The organism is Sphingomonas hankyongi, assembly GCF_023516575.1.
Classification (GTDB): Bacteria; Pseudomonadota; Alphaproteobacteria; order Sphingomonadales; family Sphingomonadaceae; genus Sphingomicrobium; species Sphingomicrobium hankyongi.
In genome coordinates, this window is the sequence record NZ_JAMGBE010000003.1 from 179,109 (window position 1) to 198,084 (window position 18,976).

Genomic DNA, 18,976 nt, shown 5'->3' on the forward strand with positions numbered 1-18,976 from the left:
CCAATCAAAAAACCCATTCGGCCTGAAACCAAAGCTTGCGGGTGTCGGCGCCGAAACCCTTCGAATCGTAATCGGCGTATTTCAGTAGCAGGCCGATCTTTCCTAATTTGAACCCCGCAGAAGCATCCCATTCGGTCCCATATTCGACATCGCCGACAGCACTGTCGAACTGATGGAACGCAAGATTTGCATTGAGCCCCGGAAGCAGCTTCACGCCGGTGAAGGACTTACCGATAGACACGTAGGCGTCCTTCAATCCTGCCGGTGGAGTCGTCAGGAATAGGTCCGCCCAGCCATTGAACTTGTGCAGTGTCGCCATCGGCGTCTGGAGGGCATGCTCATCGTCGCTTCCAAGCATCTCCCATCCCGCCGTGAGGTTGAACCCGGCCATGGCGCCGGTCCCTTCGAGCGACCAATAGTCAGCTGCATAATCGAAGGGGTTGTTTCCATAGTCCGATTGCCGCGCGTAGCTCCCGCGCAAGGATAGTTTGGCGCGGGGCCCCAGCGGAAACGTCCCGCTCAGAATGCCGCCATAGGTCTGGCTACTATTGGCGAGGAAGAAGGCTTTGTCATAGTGGAGCAAATAGGAAAAAAGCTTGCCCTGCACGGGGCCTAGCTTCGAGCTGACGCCTGCGAAGATGAAATGGCCGTCGAGGGAAGTCCGAGGTCCTGCGTCGGTGCCGAAAATCGTCCGCTGACTTAGCGCGTAGGTCAGATCGATGGCGACCGGGCCGAGCTTCGCTTCGCCGCGAACCGCGTCGAATGTCTGTTCATTCTGGCGCCAGCCCACCGATCCGACCCAGCGCTGGTCGTCGAGGTTAATCCGTTGGCGGCCCACGGTCGCGGTTACTTCGTGCGATTTGTATTGGAGCTGCAGTCGATTGAGTTCGACATTTTGAGGGTCCGCGATGACGGCAAATTCGGGACGCCTCTGCTCGTCGGCCAAAGGGAATGGAAACGCATTATAGTCGCTCAAGCCCGCGACAGTCCCTTCGCCCTCGGCGAGAAGCGCGAACTTATCCAATTTCGCCTCCGCGCCTGCGCGTACGCGCAGAGTGATCGCATCGGCTTCGAGCGAACCCTGGTCGACTGTCTCGTATCGCAATCGAGCATCGAGGATGGGCTTGAGCTGTATCGTGCTTGCGTCCGAGACCTTGCCATTAGTCTCGGCTGCCGCTGATGTCGGAAATGAAGCCAAGGCAAATGCGGCCGCTGCCGCCGCTGCTGTAGGAAGGTGGTTCGCCATCTGAATCCCGCTGCTTTGCAGTTAGCTACGGGCGGACTAATCCAATCCAATCGATACCAAGTGATCTAGCGCAAAGCTGCGCGAACTGGTCCCTCTAGCGAAGGGAATATGGACGGCACGACCCTCATCTGGATTGCGGCGCTAATGGCTCTCGCGGCGGCGCTTTATTCGAGCGTCGGTCATGGCGGAGCATCGGCCTATTTGGCGATCATGGCGCTGTTCTCTGTCGCGCCGGAAACAATGCGGCCGACTGCCCTGACCCTGAACCTGGTGGTCGCCACCTTCGCGGCGGCGCGTTTTGCCCTCAAAGGGCAGACGAACTGGAAGCTGCTTCTTGCGTTCGCTGTGACCGCAGTGCCTGCTGCTTTCCTTGGTGGAAGTATCGAGCTGCCTCCACACCTTTATAGGCCGCTCGTGGGCGTCGTTCTTCTGCTCGCGGCGGTACGACTTTTCTGGCAACCGGAACTGCTCGCGGCACGGCCTGTCCACACCCCGTCTCTGGCAGTGACATTGCCGGTCGGCGCCGCCCTGGGCTTGCTTGCTGGTCTGTCGGGCACGGGCGGCGGGATTTTCCTGAGCCCCCTCATCATCCTCTTTGGGTGGGAAGACGCGCGTAAGACTTCTGGTATTGCCTCTGCGTTCATCGTGCTCAACTCGGCCGCCGGGTTGCTGGGCAATCTTGCCAGCGTGCAACGGCTGCCACTGGAACTGCCAATCTTTCTCGCTTCGGTTTTTGCCGGAGCTCTCTTGGGCAGCTGGCTCGGAGTGTCGCGGCTTCCCCGTCACCGCTTGTTGCAGGCGCTCGCGGTCGTCCTGGTGATTGCCGGGTTGAAGCTCCTGTTCACGTGAACCTTGCGGTCATCATCCTCGCCGGCGGTGAGGGCCGTCGGATCGGTGGCGCAAAGCCGCTAAGGGTTCTGGCCGGCAAGACGCTTATTGACCACGCGGAACACCTTGCTCGTCAATGGTCGGACAAACTGGCAAGCGCCGTCCGCGACCCCTCGCAGGTCGGGGGCTCCAGCTTGCAATGTATTGCCGACCGACCGGGTATCGACGGGCCGCTTGCGGGCCTTGCAGCAGCGCTCGACTTTGCAGTTTCGATCAGGTGCGACGCGGTACTCACAATTCCCGCGGACATGCCATTCCTGCCCCGGGACCTCGACCGGCAGCTGACGCAGCGGCTTGGTGCGGAGCGGGCAGCGATCGCGAGCAGCGGCGGGCGGCTTCATCCCGTGTGCGGCATTTGGAGACTGTCCGCGCGTGACGAGCTGGCAGCCTATGCTGCGGCGGGCCGACGGTCGCTGAAGGGATTTGCGGAAGTCGTTGGCTTCAAGGCGGTGGAATGGTCCGACACACCTCTCGATCCGTTCTTCAACATCAACTCAGCGGAAGACCTAGAAACGGCCGAGCGACTCCTCGAAAGCTAGAAGTCGAGGATCTGGACCATTTCGCCTGCCGCGATTGCCGGCGAATTGGCACTCTGGCGAACAAGTACGTCGGCATCGGCGAGCACCTTTTGCGCGCTCGAGTCCTGGAAAGCGAACACGTCAACCTCCTCGCCGCTCTCCCGTGCCCGGTGGAAGGTCTCACGCTCGCCGCACGCGGGAAGTGGCGAAGTCAGCTTTGCCCTGCGCCATCGCAGCGCCTGTCGCGGATCGCGCCCACCGAGTCCCGCAAGCAATGGCATCATGAGCAGTCGCGCAGTCACGAGAGCAGACGTTGGATTGCCAGGCAGACCCATGACCAGAGTTTTGCCCGATCGTCCCAGCCAGACCGGTTTGCCCGGCTTGATCGACACCTTGGAGAAGATCATCTCGAGGCCGCCAGGTTCGAACATGGTCTTGGCAAAATCCTTCTCGCCCACGGACGCGCCGCCGGTTACAATCACCAGGTCTGTATCGGCCAGTGCGTGCCTCGCCGCCTCCTTCATTTCCTCGAGCTCGTCGCGGAGTCGCAAGCGGCCGGCCAGCTCGGCGCCGCCTTCGATAGCCATTGCTGCCACGCCGAATGAGACGCTCTCAGGGATCGCATCCGGCGTCTTCGAAGCAATACCGGGCTCGGCGAGCTCATCGCCCGTGCTGAGAATGAACACGCGCGGCCGGAAGAAGACTTCGACGGACGCGACATCAGCGCCCGCCGCGGCCACGACCGCGCGGTTATGAAGAAGGCGGCCGGTCGTCAGGAGTTCGTCTCCCTGGTCGAAATCGCCGCCCCGGCGGCGGATATGCCGCGGACCGTCCGGTCGCCTGAGAATCAGCGCGAGGTCGCCATCGCGGGACACGCATTCTTGTATTACGACCCGATCGGCGCCCGGAGGGACGGCGGCTCCGGTGAAGATCCTCACGCATTGGCCAGAGCCGACACTACCGCTCCACCCGGCGCCGGCGAAGGATTCGCCGACAATTCTGAGCCTGGTCTCACCGCAAGAAAGGTCGGCTTCCCGGACGGCATAGCCATCCATTGCCGACACATCGGACCGGGGCGAATCAATGCGGGCAATGACAGGCGCTGCGAGCACGCGCCCCATAGCTGCGCCAAGCGCGACTGGTTCAGTGCCCAACGGCAGCGCGGTCTGGCTAATGAGCTCGAGCGCTTCCTCAAAGCTGTTCATGGGGGGCCGGATCGTTTCCAGTCGCCCGACTTGCCGCCATTTTTCGACACGACTTCAATACCCCCGATGACCATCGATTGGTCGATTGCCTTCAGCATGTCGAACAAAGTCAGGCAGGCGACGGAGACCGCAGTTAGCGCCTCCATTTCGACGCCAGTTACACCATGGGTCCGGACCTCCGATTTGACGCGAAAGCCTGGCAGGGCATCGTCGAGTTCGATCCGGACCTCAGCCTTGGTCAGCGGGAGCGGATGACACAGCGGAATGAGATCCGCCGTTCGCTTAGCAGCCATGACCCCGGCCAGTTCGGCCGTGCCGATGACCGAGCCTTTGGGTGTGGTCCGGGCCCTTACCCTATCGAGGGTCTCGTAGCCGCACGAAAGGCTGCCTTCGGCTTTCGCTGTACGGGCGGTTGGCTCCTTGTCGGACACATCGACCATGCGCGCCCGTCCCTTGTCATCGAGATGCGTGAGGTCGCTCATGCGCAAAGATGCCTGAGGCGGGGAATTTGGCCCGCAAGCGAGCAGGGCCTGTAGCGACTGTCCAGCTCGTTGGAGAGGACGAGATCCCATCCGTCGCGGCAAGCGCCGGTCGAGCCTGGCAGGCAGAAGGCGAAAGTATCTTCGATCTGGCCGGCGAATGCCCGCGATTGAAGCGTGGAAAAACCGACGGTGCCGAAGCTCGCCTGGTGAAACAACACGGAGAAGCCGTCCATTTCGCGCCGAAACAGCGGCTGCACCGCTTCTGGCGTGACGTCGCGGGGCGCAAAGCCGGTCCCGCCAGTCGAGATGATCACGTCGACCGATTCGTCCTCGACCCAAAGGCGGATATGCTTGCGTATCGCGTCCACTTCATCCTTCACGATGACCTTGGCGGCGAGTTCATGACCGGCTGTCATTAAGCGCTCCGCCAATAATGCTCCGGACTTGTCGGACCGCTCATCGCGCGTATCCGAGATGGTCAGCACCGCAATCCTAAGCGGATAGAAAGTCAGCTTTTCGTCAATTCCAGCCAAATCTCACTCCCAACGCCCGCGATCGGCATAATCCGCCTCGGTCGGCTCGATCCAGCGAGAACCGCTCGGGCCTTCTTCGCGCTTCCAGAACACGGCCTCCGTCTTGAGCCGGTCCATCAAATAGTCGGCAGCTTCGAACGCAGCACGCCGATGCGGCGACGACGCAGCAGCGAACACTATCGGTTCTCCCGGCATCAGATCACCGCAGCGATGAACGACGCGCACGTGGCTGACGGCGAAGCGCTCAAGCGCATCGGAGGCAATATCCTCGAGCGATTTGGCCGTCAGACGAGGATGGTGCTCGAGGACAAGGGTCTTCACGGGTTCGCCGCTCTTCGTGGCATCTCGCGCTAGACCAATAAAACTAACAACGGCGCCATCGCCGGCCGCGTCGCGAGTTAGTTCCGCCAGTTCAGCGGCCGGATCGAATGGATCGGGATCAAGGCGCGCCCTGGCTGTCATCACCCTCCCGAGACTGGCGCGAGAAATTCGATCGATTCCCTTGGCGATACAATGTGGGTGTCCGGAACGATCGTATCGCCTACGCAGGCGAGCACCCGCTTATTCGCCAGCGGTTCACGAGCTTGCGGGCATTCCGCGGCGAGCCGGTCGCGCAGCTCCGCCACCGTGCAGGGCGCGTCCATGTGCAGATCCCTCTCGGTTCCGAGCAAGTCTGCTAGTTTGCCGTAGGATCGAACCTTCACATCGTCACCTTAGCCCTTACGACATTGTCCGCTGCGGCGATTTCTGCTTGCGCGCGCTTGGCGTCAATAACTGCGTGGAGAACGAAAGCCCCAGCCAAGGGGACACTCCGGGCTGGAGCTTTCGCACGCGCTGTCCGCCGGAAGTCTTTCGACGGTTGGAGAGAGTCCGGACGATGTGGGATGGGTCAGTGTCGTCCGAACTCCTCGTGCGCTTAGTCAACCGAAACTGGTCGTCGATCGATGATTCAAATCAATTCAGCCGCCGGCGGCGGATCTCGACAAAACAGGAGTGGCACTGTGCGCTTTGGAAGCGTCATGAGGCTCGAATTAGCTTTTCGTCCGGCATTCCTCGTCAGATCCCCGCGTAAGCTTGATGCCTCCCCATCACTGGCTGGGCGCCGCGATGAGGAGGCTCGAAAATTCAGCGGGCGATTACCGGACTCGCCGAGTTCTTGATTGGCTTCAGATAGCGGTCGAACCATTCGATCGTCCGCTTCAGCGCGTCGGTCTGGTGCTCCCGTTTTGTGAATCCGTGACCTTCATCCGGGTAAAAGATGGTTTCAACTACGTTGCCTTGACTCTGTAGCCGGCTTGCAACGATCTCCGCTTGGTTGCGAGGCACTCGCGGGTCATTCGCGCCTTGCAGGGACAGGAGTGGCGCCTTCGCCCGGTTGAGGTACGTCAGCGGCGACGAAGCCTTGTAGACATCCGCGTTGTTCACCGGGTCGCCCAACAATCCCTTCTGATATTGCTGCAGGAAGGGCTCGGATCCTTTCCAAAGCGCGAACCAGTCGTTGATTCCATAGGACTGAACCGCGGCGGCGAACTCTTCAGGAGTACGGCCGATAGCCATCAGGGCCATGAAGCCGCCGTAGGATTCACCTGTGATCCCGACACGATTCGGATCGACATAGCCGCTGTCGACTAGGAAGCGCTTTGCGGCGACGACGTCCTTCAGGTCGCCGCCTCCGAGATCCATTCGATTCGCATTCTGGAATGCGGACCCATATCCCGTCGAACCACGAAAGTTCGGAGCGATCGTGACGTATCCGCGACTGGCGAGTGCCGCCGCGTTGCGGTTAAAGCCGTCTTGCGCCTGCCCTGTGGGTCCTCCGTGCGGAAGCACGACGGCAGGATTGTTGCCGTCGCGCTTGAGATTGGCGGGCATGGTGACGATCGCGCTTACGAGGGTCCCGTCGAAGCTTCGGAACGTCACTACCTCCGATTTGGGAAGCGATGTTGCGTCGACGCTCGCCATGGCCAGATGGGTGATCTTTCTCGGCTCGGCATCGGTCTGGAGGTCGACGACATATAGTTCAGTTGGCGTGTCGGCACCGGCGTGGGTTGCGAGCATATGCCGCGAGTCCGGACTGAACGCCTTGGCACCGATTGTTCCATTGCGCCCCGGCGGAAGCGGCAGCGGACGTTCGGCACCCGACGCCATGTCGACTGCGCTCAGGGACGACCGGCCATCTTCGTTCGTGCGGACGATCATCGTCGTTCCATCAGGAGTGACGTCAGTTGCTGTCTGCTCCCAGGGCGTGCGCTTCAACCACCGCCATTTGCCTGTCGTCGCGTCAAGTAGGGCTGCGCGCGTCTGTCCCGACCCTTCGTTGGTGGACGCTGCGACGATCCGTCCGTCGGCAGAAGCGCCCGCAGCGCTGAACTGGACACCTTGCTTTTGGGCGACCGCAACGGCCCTTCCGCTCGCGACGTCGATTTTCCAAACACTGCTGTCCATCGTCTTCGCGCTCTCGCGAATGGCGATCAGCGACCGACCTGCCTCATTCCACGCTACCACGCCCCATCGAACGCCTTCTTCAGATTCGTGCGTGAGCTGGCGCACGGCCCCGCTTGCGACGTCGAGCAGTGCGATGTCCGAATATGGATCTTCCTCGCGCTTGGAAACGAAGGCGATTGAACGGCCGTTCGGAGAGACCACAGGAGACTGCTCATCGATGTTGTCCGTTTTCGTCAGGTTGCGTGGCTCGCCGCCGGAGGTCGGAACCGCTAAGAGGTCGTGTATCTCATCCCCGCCCTTGTCCTGCATGAAGTAAAGAGTCGCCCCGTCAGGGGAGACTGCGAGACCTTCCTGGACGTCATCGGATTGGGTGAGCTGGACTGGCCAGCTTCCTGACGCATCAATTCGCCAGATGTTGAAACGGCCGGTCAGGTTGGTGCTAATAAATATGCGCCGGCCATCCGCGCTGAACACGGCGTCACGGATTCCACGCGACACGGCGAGGTCGTCCAGCGGCACCGGACGCGCATTGGGATTGATTGGCGAGATTAGCGACCGCGGATCGGTGACTGGTCGATTGGGCGTTACAATTTGCGCTTCCACCGCCGACGTGGTGAGCAACAGGGCAGTGGCCATCGCGAGCTTCTTCATTTGGTGTTCCCCTTGGGATGTGTGGCTGGACGCTCAACCGGCTGGTTGGCGCGAACAGCCACTCAAGAGGTGTGCCAAAACATGGAAACGCACGTTTTCCGCTGTTTCTTCGCCCATGCACAGAGCAGGATAGCGAGGCTCCACGGGTGTTGTCGCCATTTCTTGGGGCAAGCTCTGGCGCAATCCGCTAACTGTCGGGCGAGAGCTAATGTTTCTAAAAGCTGATCCTGCCGATGGCAGCAATGGGTGGAAAACGGACATCAGTCTCTTAGAGCTGAGATCGGTCTGAAGGTGCCCATTCTTCAGGTTCGACATCCTTGCGGATGAGGCGAAGGGCCAAGCCGGCAACTGTTCCCACTGCAATGGCAATGGTCAGGTCAGTAACGACTGTCAGGATCATCGTCAGGAAAAGCAGGGTGCGATCCCCTGTTCGCAATCTAAACCGCTCCCCCCAGCGATGGGGTTCGCTCATGACCCATGAAGTCACGATGAGCAGGCCCGCCAAGGCTGGCATTGCAAGATAGCCGCAGAGCCAGCCTGCCCCGAGCGTGATGAGCAGGATGGCTAGCGCATGGATAATCCCGGCAATGGGTGTCTCGCCACCAGCCCGCACGTTGGTCGCCGTACGGGCGATGGCGCCGGTTGCAGGCAAGCCACCAAACAAGGGGGAGGCAATGTTTGCCGCGCCTTGCGCGAGCAGCTCGGCGTTCGAGCGATGACGTCCGCCAATCATGCGGTCCGCGACGATGGCCGAAAGGAGCGATTCGACGGCGGCCAAGAAGGCGATGACAAAGGCGGAAGGCAGCAAGGCACTGATCCTGGCGATGCTCACAGGCGGTAGCGAAGGTGCCGGCAAGCCGGCGGGTAGCAAGCCGAAGCGCGAGTAAATGGTGTCGACGGGCAAAGCGAACAGAGCGATCGCAGCGGACGCTGCGGCGATGACCAGGAGAGATCCCGGAAACCAAGGGGCGATGCGGCGCAGCAGGGCTATCCCGCCGACAGCGAACAGGCCGACAGCCAATGCTATGGGATTGACCGCATCTCGAGCGGCCCAGAGAGCAGGCAGCGCCTGCACCAAGTCGGCGGATACTTTCGTCGCTGGAAGCCCAAGCAAGTCCTTAAGCTGACTGACCGCGATGATGAGGGCAATGCCGACGGTAAAGCCTTCGATCACCGGCTCCGGCACCAAGGTTATGAAGCGGCCCGCCCGCAACACGCCACCGATGCCGAGGATGACGCCCGCCATGAGAGTTGCGAGAAGAAGACCGTCGAAACCATGTTGATCGATGATCCCGTATACGACGACAATGAACGCGCCCGTCGGGCCGCCGATCTGGACCCGGCTGCCACCCAGCAATGAGATCAGGAAGCCAGCGATAATCGCAGTTACAAGTCCGGCCTTCGGCTCGGCACCGGACGCAATTGCAATCGCGATGCTGAGAGGTAGAGCGACGAGGGCGACTGTGATCCCGGCGAAGGCATCGCCAAGGAACATCCGCCAGGAATAATTGCGGATTGTCGTTAGGAGCTTGGGTTTCACCCCACTGGGCTAACGGCCTCGTTATGACAGTTCAACGATACCGCCTAACGTCTGCTTTGGGTCGAAGGTGGACGTGCCGAGACCTTGTTGCGGCTCAAACCCGATCGGCGCATGATCGCCATGGGGGCAACGAGATGGCCGATCCGGAAGTCGTCCCAATCAGGCCAAATGGCGATCCACGGCATGTCCGCTGGCTCGAGCGAATTTCTGGTGCGGTCCGTGACCGCGACTGGTTGGGTATCGGGATCGAGGTCTCCGTCGTGACGATTGGTGTCCTATTGGCCTTCCAGATCGACCAATGGGGCCAGAATCGTCGCCAATCTCGCGACGAGCGGCAGTTTCTAGAGCGCATGTGGCGAGAGACCGCTGCTGGCATCCGCGAGAACGACTGGGTCATTCAAGTTCATGCGCGCAACCGAAGAGTTGCCTTCGAAGGCCTAAGCCAAGCAGGAGACCATGCCGCGCTGACGCAACTTGCCGCCTCGCCGGCCGCTTGCTTCGGAGCAAGCTTTCCTGGATTAGGCTACAATGACACAAGTTATGAGGAGCTGAGCGCCTCGGGTCGTCTCAATATCGTAAGTGATCCTGACCTGCGCGCGGCATTGAGAGAGGTCGCGGCGGCGCAGGCCGATGCAGTTACGCAGCTGGATTATTCTCGGTCGCAAGGCATCCCGGTCACCGAGAAGCTGGAGCCGTTCCTCAATCTAAGCTTCGATAGTGATGGCAATCGCACTTGCACGGTCGACTGGCCGGCACTGGTCCGAGATCATGATGCCCGCAATGCCGTGGTGCGGAGCGCTCGCCTTCACAGCCTGATGTGGCAGAAACGGGCCTATGCGCGTGATGTCTTGGCCAAAGCTCATAACGCCATTGCGTGCAAGCTCGACAAGCCGGATTGCCAGGCGAAGGTCCCACAGATCATCGGCTACAGACCGATGAATGACGTTCTGCCGCCCGACCTGTCCCGAAAGGCTATGAGCCCCACCGGCAAGTAGACCAAGCTCGCCTTGAACGTCCGGAATGGGTGGAAATCGGATACTAAAAGTGCGCCAGCGAATAGGCCGGTTACCCCCTACTTTCGGAAGCGCAGTCCGGCTTTGCCGGGCAGAGACCAACGTACTGTCGCCGCGATGCTAACGAGCTCCAACCGCAAGCTTACTGCAGCCCCAATCGGCAGATTTTCTTCGCAGGCGATCTGGCAACCATCGTCGGAGACATTTGTGATCTCCGCCATCAGCTGTCGGCCGGCGATGACTAGGGATGCTGCAACCGAGACGGGGTCACGATCAGGACGATCAATCCAGCCCGCCATACGCTCCATGACACACCTCGGCACTTTCACCTTACTGTAATTCCCAACGTGCGCCCGATCCAAGCCTAGGCTTCAGGGCAGCGTCCGCTGCCCCGCTCCTTTGCATCTCAGTCTGTAAGGTTCCCCGGCACCTTGCCGCCGTGCGCAGCCAGCTGGCGCATCACTTCCTTGTGCAACCAGATGTTCATTTCGGCGCTGCCGTCCTTGGCTCCCTGGTAACCGAGCTCGGCAGCAAGCTCCTTCCGATTTTCGAGGCTCGAGTCCATGCCGAGGAGCTTCATCAGGTCAACGATCGAAGTTCGGTAATTGAGATCAGGGTTACCCTTCTCCCGTGCGATCTGGGTAAGAACCTGTTCGACATCGACCTGCTGCGTCACCTGAGTCTGCGGTGAGGTCTGCGGCGCGGCTTGAGCCGTATTTGCCTCAGCCGGCTGCGGAGTTGGCGCAGCCTCCGTTTGGGTGGGGGCGGTCTTGTGACCAAAAATCGCGTCCTTGATCTTACCGAAGATGCTCATTGCTTCTCTCCTTAACTCGATGATCAGAGGCCTTTCAGCGCCCCAGGACGTTCCTGCTGCTCCGATGAGCTCGCCCAATAAATCCGGTCGAGATCAAATGATATGCTTAGTGTCAAAACTCGACGTTAGTTACCGCGGTCCGGAGCCGGTCAAGGACTGAAGCGGGCGACTAAATTCGTTAGGGCCTGGAACGGATCGGGGAACCTCCAGCGAGTATCGTCATCCAATCGAGCGGTAGTTCCCGATTGGAGGCTGAAATGAGCTCAAAATTCTGTCTGACCGCCGTGGCCTCGCTTATGGCAGCGTCGGCCAGCGCCGCGGCCAGCGGTCCAACGGACCCGCAGATCGCACATATCGCCTACACGGCAGGAAACATCGACATTGAAGCAGCCAAGCTTGCCTTAGAGAAGTCGAAGACGAAGGCCGTTCGCGACTTTGCTTCCGAAATGGTCCGGGACCATGAGGCCGTGAATGACAAAGCCTTGGCGCTGGTGAAGAAGCTTCACGTCACTCCGGAACAAAACACAACGAGCATAGAACTTATCAAGCAGGCGGCGGCCACTAAGGCAAAGCTTGCTAAACTCCACGGCCAGGCTTTCGATCGTGCCTACGCGGTCAATGAAGTCGCCTATCATAAAACGGTCAATGGCGCCCTGAAGACAACCCTCATCCCCTCGGCGAGCAATGGCGAGCTGAAATCGCTGCTTGAGACGGGGCTTACGCTGTTCAGCGAGCACCAGAAGCACGCCGAGCATCTCTCGGCGAGCTTCAAGTAAGTGATGCCGCGCTGTGCGACGTTTGTCGCAGGAGTCGCATTGTTCCTGCCGATGTCGGCGCCGTCGGCGGCCGCCTCGCGGACGTATGTCGTAGTGATCGATAAGATGAAGTTCGGAACAGTCCCTCCGAGCCTCAAGGCGGGCGATGCAGTGGTCTGGGAGAACCGGGACATGTTCCGCCACACCGCGACTGCGACCGATGGAAGCTTCGACGTAGATCTGCCGGCGGGCAAGAAGGGGAAGACGGTGCTAGCCAGGACGGGAACCTTCGCTTTCTCCTGCAAATATCACCCTGGAATGCGCGGCGTGCTACGGGTCTCAAAGTGACCGCCCAGCACAAACTTGACTATTCCAGCCTTGTCGACGCGGAACTTGCAGCGCTGTGTGTACGCAGGGATCCCGACGCTGTGCGGTACATCCTTACCGTGAATAATCAGCGGCTCTTTCGAGCCGCTTGGAGCATCCTCAAGGACCGCAGCGAGGCCGAGGAAGTGCTCCAGGTCGCCTACGTGTCGGCTTTTGCGTCGATGGCCCGCTTCGAAGGGCGCTCCTCGCTGACAACGTGGCTTACGAGGATCGTCATCAATGAATCACTTAGCCGGCTGCGTTCGGAGCGCCGTCGGCGAGCGAGTCTTGAGGCGGACGGAGTCTCGGTTCTAAACTCCTATAGGGAAAAGTTGATGAGGGGCTCCGACACTCCGCCGCCGGATGTGGCGATCGCCCGCGAGCAGCTTCGCCTACTGCTCGAGCGCGTCGTCGCGGAGCTCCCAGACATTTTTCGTACAGTGTTCGTCCTTCGCGAGATCGATGGGCTTTCTGTTGAAGATACGGCCGGTGTGCTGCACATTCCCCCCGCAACGGTGAAAACGCGACTGCTGCGCGCGAAAAGGCGTCTGCAGCAAGCTCTCGCCCCAGATGTTCATGAGGCTCTGACGGGTACGTTCCCATTCGCTGGGGCGGACTGCGCCGCACTGACCGAACGCGTGATGGTTCGGCTGGGGTACCCACACGATCGACACGGGTGAACGCCGTCTGCCGAGATCATTCCGACTCTGATAATCGCGACTTTCGCTAATGTCCGCTTTGGGGCGAAAGCGGGCATCCGGCTCCCGAGCCCATTAGCGGACTGCTCATGTCGTTTAGCGGCGTACGCTACCTACAGTGTTACCTTTTGATAGGTCGTCCATCGCTGGGGATCGAACTGACGTACATAAGTAGTTATATTTGCTGGGAAAAATGGTGGACGCACTAGGGCTCGAACCTAGGACCCGCTGATTAAGAGTCAGCTGCTCTACCAACTGAGCTATGCGTCCACTGCCGTGAGGCGGATGCTCCGGCGGCTTGCCTTCACGCCTTGAGCGGCGGCGCCGGTAGCATGGCCGAAGATGGCGCGCAACCGCTCGAATTCAAGCCCTAGGCGGGCCGCGATACGGTCCGCTGCTGTCGCTCGAGCGCCATAAGTAGCCCGATGCAGAGCATAACGGTCATGACCGCGGAGCCCCCGAAGCTTACGAGAGGCAATGGGACACCGACAACAGGCGCCAGACCCATCACCATCATCAGATTGATCGATACGTAAAAGAAGATCGCCGCGGACAGGCCTGCGGCGGCTAGCTGCGAGAAGCGGGTGCGTGCGTTCGCGCTCACTCGCATGCCCCATCGGATAACTGCCCCGAACGCCAGGATCAGGATTACGCCACCGACCAGACCCCATTCTTCGGCCATGGTTGCGAAAACGAAGTCGGTGTGGCCCTCGGGAAGATAATCGAGATGGCTTTGGCTGCCATGGAGGAAGCCCTTGCCCCAGATCCCGCCCGACCCAATCGCGATCTTGGACTGCGCAATGTGATAGCCTGCGCCCAGGGGATCGCTTTCCGGGTCCAGGAAGACGTCGATCCGCTTGCGCTGATAGCCGTGAAGCATGCTGTAGGCGATCGGCGCCGCGATCGCGATCGCACCGGCGGGCGCAAGGAATATCCACATCGGTAAGCCGGCCAAGAACATGACCGTCACACCGCAAAGCACGACCATGATGCACGTGCCGAGGTCGGGTTGCACGAGGATGAGCAGGGCAGGGACGCCGAGAAGGGCGAGCGCCGGCCAGATAGCGCGCCATTTGCGAATCTCCCCCACCGGCACGAGTTCGTAGAAGCGAGCGAGTGCGAGCACGATCGCGGGCTTCATGAACTCGGAAGGCTGGATCCTGATTGGACCGATATCCAGCCAGCGCTGCGCGCCCTTCCCGACAAAGCCGAGAAGCTCAACGCCGATCAGCATCACGAGGATGATCGCGTAGAGAGGGAAGACCACCGCCTTGATGGTCGATTCCTTCACCCACGACATTGCGACGGCAACGCCCAGGAAAAAGAGGAAGATGATGCCCTGCTTCATCGCCCAGGGCTGCAATGATCCGCCCGCTGCCGAGTAGAGCACGATGAGGCCGAACAGTGCGATTCCAGCCACCAGGAAGATCAAGCGCCAAGGCAGCCGCGCCAGCGGCCGCGGAATAATGGCTGAGGTTATCATCCCGGCTTGGTGGCCTGCGATGCAGCCTTGAAGGCCGCTAGCTGGCGAGCGTTGCGCTCGGCCAGCGTGCCGCCCCATTGCTTCTCGAGCGGATCGAGCGCCTCGAACGCTTTCTGCTTGTCGAACAGATAGGTCATCGAGTCCCGGACGATCGGCGCGGCGGCCGAGGCGCCGAAACCGCCATGTTCGATGAGGCAACCAATTGCGTATCGCGGCTTGTCCGCCGGTGCGAATGCGATGAACAGCGCATGGTCCCGCAGCGCCCAAGTGCCCTGGTGGCCGCGCTCGCCCAGGCGGAATACCTGTGCCGTTCCCGTTTTGCCGGCCATCTGAACACCGTCGAGCGGGAGTTTCGACGCGACTGCGGTGCCACGCTCGTTGACGACCGCGGTCATTGCGTCTCGAACGATCGCAAGGTGCGCTGGATCGACATTGAGATCGGGTGGCGGCTTGCGCCGATCGGCCGTCAGCAACCGGGGCTGAAGCAGCTTTCCGGCCGCGAGCCGCGCCGGCATCACCGCCAACTGCATCGGATTGATGAGCACATAGCCCTGGCCGATGGAGGTATTGGCGGAATCGTAGCCTTGCCACTTCCGCTCATATTTCTTCGCGAGCCACTTCGGGCTCGGCATCGTGCCGAAGCGCTGCGTGGGTAACGGCAGGTCGAACTCCTCGCCATATCCCAGATAATTGACCATCTCGGTCGTCTTCTCCGGATCGGTAATGAGGCCGGTGGCCCAGAAATAGGTATTGCAGCTTCGCTCGACTGCCGAGCGCATGTCCATCGATCCATGGACGGCATCGCATCGAAAGTAGCGGTTACCGATCTGATAGCCGCCATTGCATACGACGCGGCGCTTCGGATCGATGCCCTGTTCCAGAAATGCCAATGCCATTGCAGGCTTGATCGTGGACCCCGACGGATAGAGCCCCTGCGCAACCTTGTTCAGAAGCGGGATGTGGTCGTCCTGCGACAGCATCTTCCATTCCGTCCGCCCGATCCCTTCGCTGAAGCTGTTGGGATCGAACGCCGGCATGGACACGAATGCGAGCATGTCGCCGCTCGCCACGTCCATCGCGACAAGGGCACCCGACTGATCTCCCATGCGACGTGCCGCATATTGCTGCAGGCCCTGGTCGATCGTCAGCTGCACGGTTTGGCCGCTTCGGTCGGGCTTGGGGTCCAGTTCCTTGACCAGCTTCCCTCGGGCGGTCACCTCGACACGCTGTCCGCCGGGCGTGCCGCGAAGGTGTTGCTCGAGCGACTTTTCGAGACCCTGCTTGCCGATTTTGAAGCCGGGGATGATCAGCAGCGGGTTCTTCTTTTCGGCCTCATATTCCTTGGCGTTCGCCGTGCCGACATAGCCGAGCAGGTGAGCGACCGCCGGGCCGTCGGGATAATAGCGGGAGTAGCCGCGGTTAGCCTGGACGCCGGGGAGGTCGGGCAGGCGAACGGTGACCGCCGCATATTTGTCGTATGAAACGTTATCGGCGACCGACACCGGCTGGAAACCGCGCGACTCTGAAAGCTCCCGCCGGATTCTCTCGACATCGTCTTCGTTGAGGGCGAGCAGCCGGGCGACTTCCGAAACGACGTCGCGATCCTTCTCTAGCTGCTGCGGAATGATGTCCACGCGGAAGCTGGCCCGGTTGATCGCGATGGGCTTGCCGTTGCGGTCGATGATCCAGCCGCGGCGCGGAGGCACTGGGATCAACTGGACCCGGTTGCTTTCGCTGAGCAGCTGATATTTCTCGTTCTGGGCGATCGAAAGATAACCCATCCGGCCGATAAGAAGTCCACCAACCGCAACTTGTGCGCCGCCTAGGAGCAGCATTCTTCGCGAAAACGTAATCGACTGGTGCGCTGCGGTGATCCGCATGTGCTTCATCTGCCGAGCCTCCAACGGTCGGTCCGGGAAACGATCCAGGCGGCCAGCGGAAACACGAGAATCGCGATGACGAGCGAGGGCAACTGGGTAGTGAATGGAAGGTCAGCGCCGACCACTGCCGCTAGCTGCCACTGCATCCATTCGTCGATCGCTAGGAAAACCGCGGCAAGCACCCATTCGATCCAATAGTCCCGCCACATGGTGCGCCTGTCGATCAGGTCGAGCGCAAGCATCGTCGCACTCCACAGCGCTACCGAGAATCCTATGGGATAGCTTGTGAACAGGTCGTTGACGAGGCCGAGGGGAGCCGCCCACCAAGCGGGCCAGGGATCTGAGCGGAGCAAGCGCCAGCCGATGAAAACCAGATAACCGAAATCAGGGTACCAGCCGCTGTTCGAGACGATTGGCAGTGCAGCCAGCAGTGACGCAGCCACCACCGTCGCCGCCGGAACGTAAGCGGCGAAGGCAGAGGGCCCTCGCCCTATTTGCCGGGAGTCGAGGGCGGCGCGGACCATCAGGGCGCGTCCTGTGCCGGCGCAGTCTCAGCAGCCACAGCCGCTGGTTCGTAGGAGGGCTGGACCAGGGCGAAGCTGGTGTTGGCCGGATCGGCCAGCGGCAAGGCCACCGCGCCATCGTCATCGAGCTTCACTACGCGCGCTATCGGCACGAGCGGCGGATACAACCCGCCGGTTCCTGAAGTGATGATGATATCGCCGCGCTTGAACGGATTACGTCCGACCTCGAGCGGTCGAACGTCTATCGTTCCGTCGCCGCGACCCTGAGAGATTACAGGAATGCCGCCACGAAGGAGGCGCGCGGGAACGATGTTTGCACGATCGGACACGAGGAGGACGCGCGAGGCCAGTATTCCGGCGTCGATGACTCGCCCTACGAGACCGTCGGGCGAACGCACCGGCATGCCGATCTGCACTCCGTCCTTCGCGCCCACGGACAGGATCGCAAAGCGCCGGGGACTATTGAAGGACGAGCCGACGATGCGTCCGACGGCAATGACGTTCTCCGTCCGCTCGCGCAGCTGCAGCGTTGCTTTGAGCTGGCGGTTCTCCTGTACGATGGCCTTGGCCTCGACCATCCGCTGGAGCATCGCCTTGTTCTCGCGTTTCAGCTCTGCGTTCTGACGGGCTGCATCCCAATAATTGCCGGCCCCGCCGACCAGCCCGTTGGCCGTTGCAGTGACCTCATGAAGCGCGCTTGCGATCGGGCCAGTGATGTCCAGCGCAGCTCCCCGGATGCCGTCGAAGGTTTTGGGGGCGACCAGCGACATTGCGAGCAGGACAAGGCCGACAACGATTCCCGCAATGACGGCAAGAAGGCTGAAGAACAGCCCGTACTGGGCCCTGCGTGACCAGCCGGGGCGCGCGGCCGCCACCCCTCAAACCCTCTCTAGGCCGTCTGCAGGACGCCGCGGAACTGCTCTTCTTCCAGAGCGCGACCGGTCCCGAGTGCAACGCAGGTGAGCGGGTCGTCTGCAACCGTCACGGGAAGGCCTGTCTCGTCACGCAGCACTTCGTCGAGCCCCTGAAGCAGGGCTCCGCCGCCGGTGAGTACGATGCCCTGATCGCAGATATCGGCCGCGAGTTCCGGCGCGGTGTTTTCTAGCGCGATGCGCACACCCTCGACGATCGTTCCTACCGGTTCCGATAGAGCCTCGGCGATCTGACCCTGATTGATCGAGATCTCCTTCGGAACCCCGTTGACCAAGTCGCGGCCCTTGATGTGTACAGTCTTGCCGATCCCGTCGACAGGCGGCTTCGCGATGCCGACTTCCTTCTTGATCCGTTCAGCGGTTGCTTCACCGATGAGCAGGTTATGGTTGCGGCGAACATAGGAGCTGATGGCTTCGTCCATCTTGTCGCCCCCCACGCGCACCGACGTCGTGTAGGCGAGCCCACGGAGTGAAAGCACGGCGACCTCGGTCGTGCCACCTCCAATGTCGACAACCATCGAGCCAATCGGAGCGGTTACAGGCATGTCAGCCCCGATCGCGGCTGCCATCGGCTCTTCAATCAGGTACACCGCGCTGGCGCCGGCGTTCGAAGCGGCGTCGCGGATCGCGCGGCGCTCCACGGAGGTCGAGCCGGACGGCACGCAGATAACGATTTCGGGGAAGCGCCAGGCGCGCATCTTGCCGCCGTGCACCTTGTGAATGAAGTGCTTGATCATCTGCTCGGCGACGTCGATGTCGGCGATGACGCCGTCGCGAAGCGGGCGGATAGCTTCGATCTGGTCCGGGGTCTTGCCCATCATCAGCTTGGCGTCTTCGCCAACCGCCTTCACCTTCTTGACCCCGTTGATGGTCTCAATGGCTACGACTGAGGGCTCATTCAGAACGATCCCGCGGCCGCGGACATAGACGAGCGTATTTGCGGTTCCGAGGTCGATCGCCATGTCGTGCGACATCCACTTGAACCAACGATTCCAGAACATTC

The 18,976-nt window shown here is 61.1% G+C and carries 21 protein-coding genes and 1 tRNA gene; 6 read left to right on the forward strand and 16 right to left on the reverse strand.

Going from position 1 to position 18,976, the window contains the following annotated elements:
- Positions 1-4: 4 nt before the first annotated feature.
- Positions 5-1,246: an alginate export family protein gene (locus tag LZ538_RS09325; RefSeq protein ID WP_249831750.1), complete on the reverse strand. Its 1,242-nt coding sequence runs from the start codon at positions 1,244-1,246 to the stop codon at positions 5-7.
- A gap of 108 nt (positions 1,247-1,354) precedes the next feature.
- On the opposite strand from LZ538_RS09325, the gene LZ538_RS09330 reads away from it, so the two are divergent.
- Complete coding sequence (locus LZ538_RS09330) at positions 1,355-2,095, forward strand: sulfite exporter TauE/SafE family protein (RefSeq protein WP_249831751.1); 741 nt, start codon at positions 1,355-1,357, stop codon at positions 2,093-2,095.
- The gene (gene mobA / locus LZ538_RS09335) at positions 2,092-2,673 is read left to right on the forward strand and encodes a molybdenum cofactor guanylyltransferase (protein ID WP_249831752.1); all 582 of its coding nucleotides are present in this window, start codon (positions 2,092-2,094) and stop codon (positions 2,671-2,673) included. The genes LZ538_RS09330 and mobA overlap by 4 nt, the downstream gene beginning before the upstream one ends.
- Here the strand turns inward: mobA and LZ538_RS09340 are convergent.
- The 7 genes from LZ538_RS09340 to LZ538_RS09370 form a co-directional block, all read right to left on the reverse strand.
- On the reverse strand, positions 2,670-3,857 hold the full coding sequence (locus tag LZ538_RS09340; protein WP_249831753.1) for a molybdopterin molybdotransferase MoeA: 1,188 nt from the start codon (positions 3,855-3,857) through the stop codon (positions 2,670-2,672). The two genes, mobA and LZ538_RS09340, sit on opposite strands and share 4 nt — an antisense overlap.
- Positions 3,854-4,339: a cyclic pyranopterin monophosphate synthase MoaC gene (gene moaC / locus LZ538_RS09345; protein ID WP_249831754.1), complete on the reverse strand. Its 486-nt coding sequence runs from the start codon at positions 4,337-4,339 to the stop codon at positions 3,854-3,856. Before moaC ends, LZ538_RS09340 begins: the two co-directional genes overlap by 4 nt.
- Positions 4,336-4,872, reverse strand: coding sequence for a molybdenum cofactor biosynthesis protein B (moaB, locus tag LZ538_RS09350; protein WP_249831755.1), 537 nt, complete (start codon positions 4,870-4,872; stop codon positions 4,336-4,338). Before moaB ends, moaC begins: the two co-directional genes overlap by 4 nt.
- A gap of 3 nt (positions 4,873-4,875) precedes the next feature.
- Positions 4,876-5,334: a molybdenum cofactor biosynthesis protein MoaE gene (locus tag LZ538_RS09355; protein WP_249831756.1), complete on the reverse strand. Its 459-nt coding sequence runs from the start codon at positions 5,332-5,334 to the stop codon at positions 4,876-4,878.
- Complete coding sequence (locus LZ538_RS09360; protein ID WP_347402761.1) at positions 5,334-5,576, reverse strand: MoaD/ThiS family protein; 243 nt, start codon at positions 5,574-5,576, stop codon at positions 5,334-5,336. The genes LZ538_RS09355 and LZ538_RS09360 overlap by 1 nt, the downstream gene beginning before the upstream one ends.
- 421 nt (positions 5,577-5,997) lie before the next feature.
- Complete coding sequence (locus LZ538_RS09365) at positions 5,998-7,968, reverse strand: S9 family peptidase (protein WP_249831758.1); 1,971 nt, start codon at positions 7,966-7,968, stop codon at positions 5,998-6,000.
- Positions 7,969-8,236: 268 nt separating this feature from the next.
- On the reverse strand, positions 8,237-9,508 hold the full coding sequence (locus tag LZ538_RS09370) for a SulP family inorganic anion transporter (RefSeq protein ID WP_249831759.1): 1,272 nt from the start codon (positions 9,506-9,508) through the stop codon (positions 8,237-8,239).
- Between the two features lie 134 nt (positions 9,509-9,642).
- Between LZ538_RS09370 and LZ538_RS09375 the strand changes: the two genes are divergently transcribed.
- Positions 9,643-10,503 carry a hypothetical protein gene (locus tag LZ538_RS09375; RefSeq protein WP_249831760.1) on the forward strand — a complete coding sequence of 287 codons (861 nt, stop codon included), beginning with the start codon at positions 9,643-9,645 and terminating at the stop codon, positions 10,501-10,503.
- A gap of 77 nt (positions 10,504-10,580) precedes the next feature.
- Here LZ538_RS09375 and LZ538_RS13435 read toward each other — a convergent pair whose 3' ends face one another.
- Both LZ538_RS13435 and LZ538_RS09380 read right to left on the reverse strand, forming a co-directional pair.
- Positions 10,581-10,829 (reverse strand): PilZ domain-containing protein, encoded by a 249-nt coding sequence (locus LZ538_RS13435; RefSeq protein WP_430741969.1) that lies wholly within the window; start codon positions 10,827-10,829, stop codon positions 10,581-10,583.
- Between the two features lie 98 nt (positions 10,830-10,927).
- The gene (locus LZ538_RS09380) at positions 10,928-11,335 is read right to left on the reverse strand and encodes a DUF3597 domain-containing protein (RefSeq protein WP_249831761.1); all 408 of its coding nucleotides are present in this window, start codon (positions 11,333-11,335) and stop codon (positions 10,928-10,930) included.
- 257 nt (positions 11,336-11,592) lie between these two features.
- On the opposite strand from LZ538_RS09380, the gene LZ538_RS09385 reads away from it, so the two are divergent.
- From LZ538_RS09385 to LZ538_RS09395, 3 genes are read left to right on the forward strand one after another with little or no spacing between them, the layout of a single operon-like run.
- A complete protein-coding gene (locus tag LZ538_RS09385; RefSeq protein ID WP_249831762.1) occupies positions 11,593-12,111 on the forward strand; it encodes a DUF4142 domain-containing protein in 519 nt (172 codons plus the stop codon).
- A gap of 3 nt (positions 12,112-12,114) precedes the next feature.
- Positions 12,115-12,438 carry a cupredoxin domain-containing protein gene (locus tag LZ538_RS09390; protein WP_249831763.1) on the forward strand — a complete coding sequence of 108 codons (324 nt, stop codon included), beginning with the start codon at positions 12,115-12,117 and terminating at the stop codon, positions 12,436-12,438.
- Positions 12,435-13,136 carry an RNA polymerase sigma factor gene (locus tag LZ538_RS09395; protein WP_249831764.1) on the forward strand — a complete coding sequence of 234 codons (702 nt, stop codon included), beginning with the start codon at positions 12,435-12,437 and terminating at the stop codon, positions 13,134-13,136. The genes LZ538_RS09390 and LZ538_RS09395 overlap by 4 nt, the downstream gene beginning before the upstream one ends.
- Before the next feature lie 212 nt (positions 13,137-13,348).
- On the opposite strand, the gene LZ538_RS09400 is transcribed toward LZ538_RS09395, so the two are convergent.
- From LZ538_RS09400 to LZ538_RS09425, 6 genes are all read right to left on the reverse strand, one after another.
- Positions 13,349-13,424: transfer RNA gene (locus LZ538_RS09400), tRNA-Lys, on the reverse strand.
- 100 nt (positions 13,425-13,524) lie between these two features.
- Positions 13,525-14,637, reverse strand: coding sequence for a rod shape-determining protein RodA (rodA, locus tag LZ538_RS09405; protein WP_249831765.1), 1,113 nt, complete (start codon positions 14,635-14,637; stop codon positions 13,525-13,527).
- A complete protein-coding gene (mrdA, locus tag LZ538_RS09410) occupies positions 14,634-16,526 on the reverse strand; it encodes a penicillin-binding protein 2 (RefSeq protein ID WP_249831766.1) in 1,893 nt (630 codons plus the stop codon). Before mrdA ends, rodA begins: the two co-directional genes overlap by 4 nt.
- Complete coding sequence (locus LZ538_RS09415; protein ID WP_249831767.1) at positions 16,523-17,041, reverse strand: rod shape-determining protein MreD; 519 nt, start codon at positions 17,039-17,041, stop codon at positions 16,523-16,525. Before LZ538_RS09415 ends, mrdA begins: the two co-directional genes overlap by 4 nt.
- Positions 17,041-17,916, reverse strand: coding sequence for a rod shape-determining protein MreC (locus tag LZ538_RS09420; RefSeq protein ID WP_249831768.1), 876 nt, complete (start codon positions 17,914-17,916; stop codon positions 17,041-17,043). Before LZ538_RS09420 ends, LZ538_RS09415 begins: the two co-directional genes overlap by 1 nt.
- 14 nt (positions 17,917-17,930) lie before the next feature.
- Positions 17,931-18,974 carry a rod shape-determining protein gene (locus LZ538_RS09425; RefSeq protein ID WP_249831769.1) on the reverse strand — a complete coding sequence of 348 codons (1,044 nt, stop codon included), beginning with the start codon at positions 18,972-18,974 and terminating at the stop codon, positions 17,931-17,933.
- Positions 18,975-18,976: the final 2 nt, after the last annotated feature.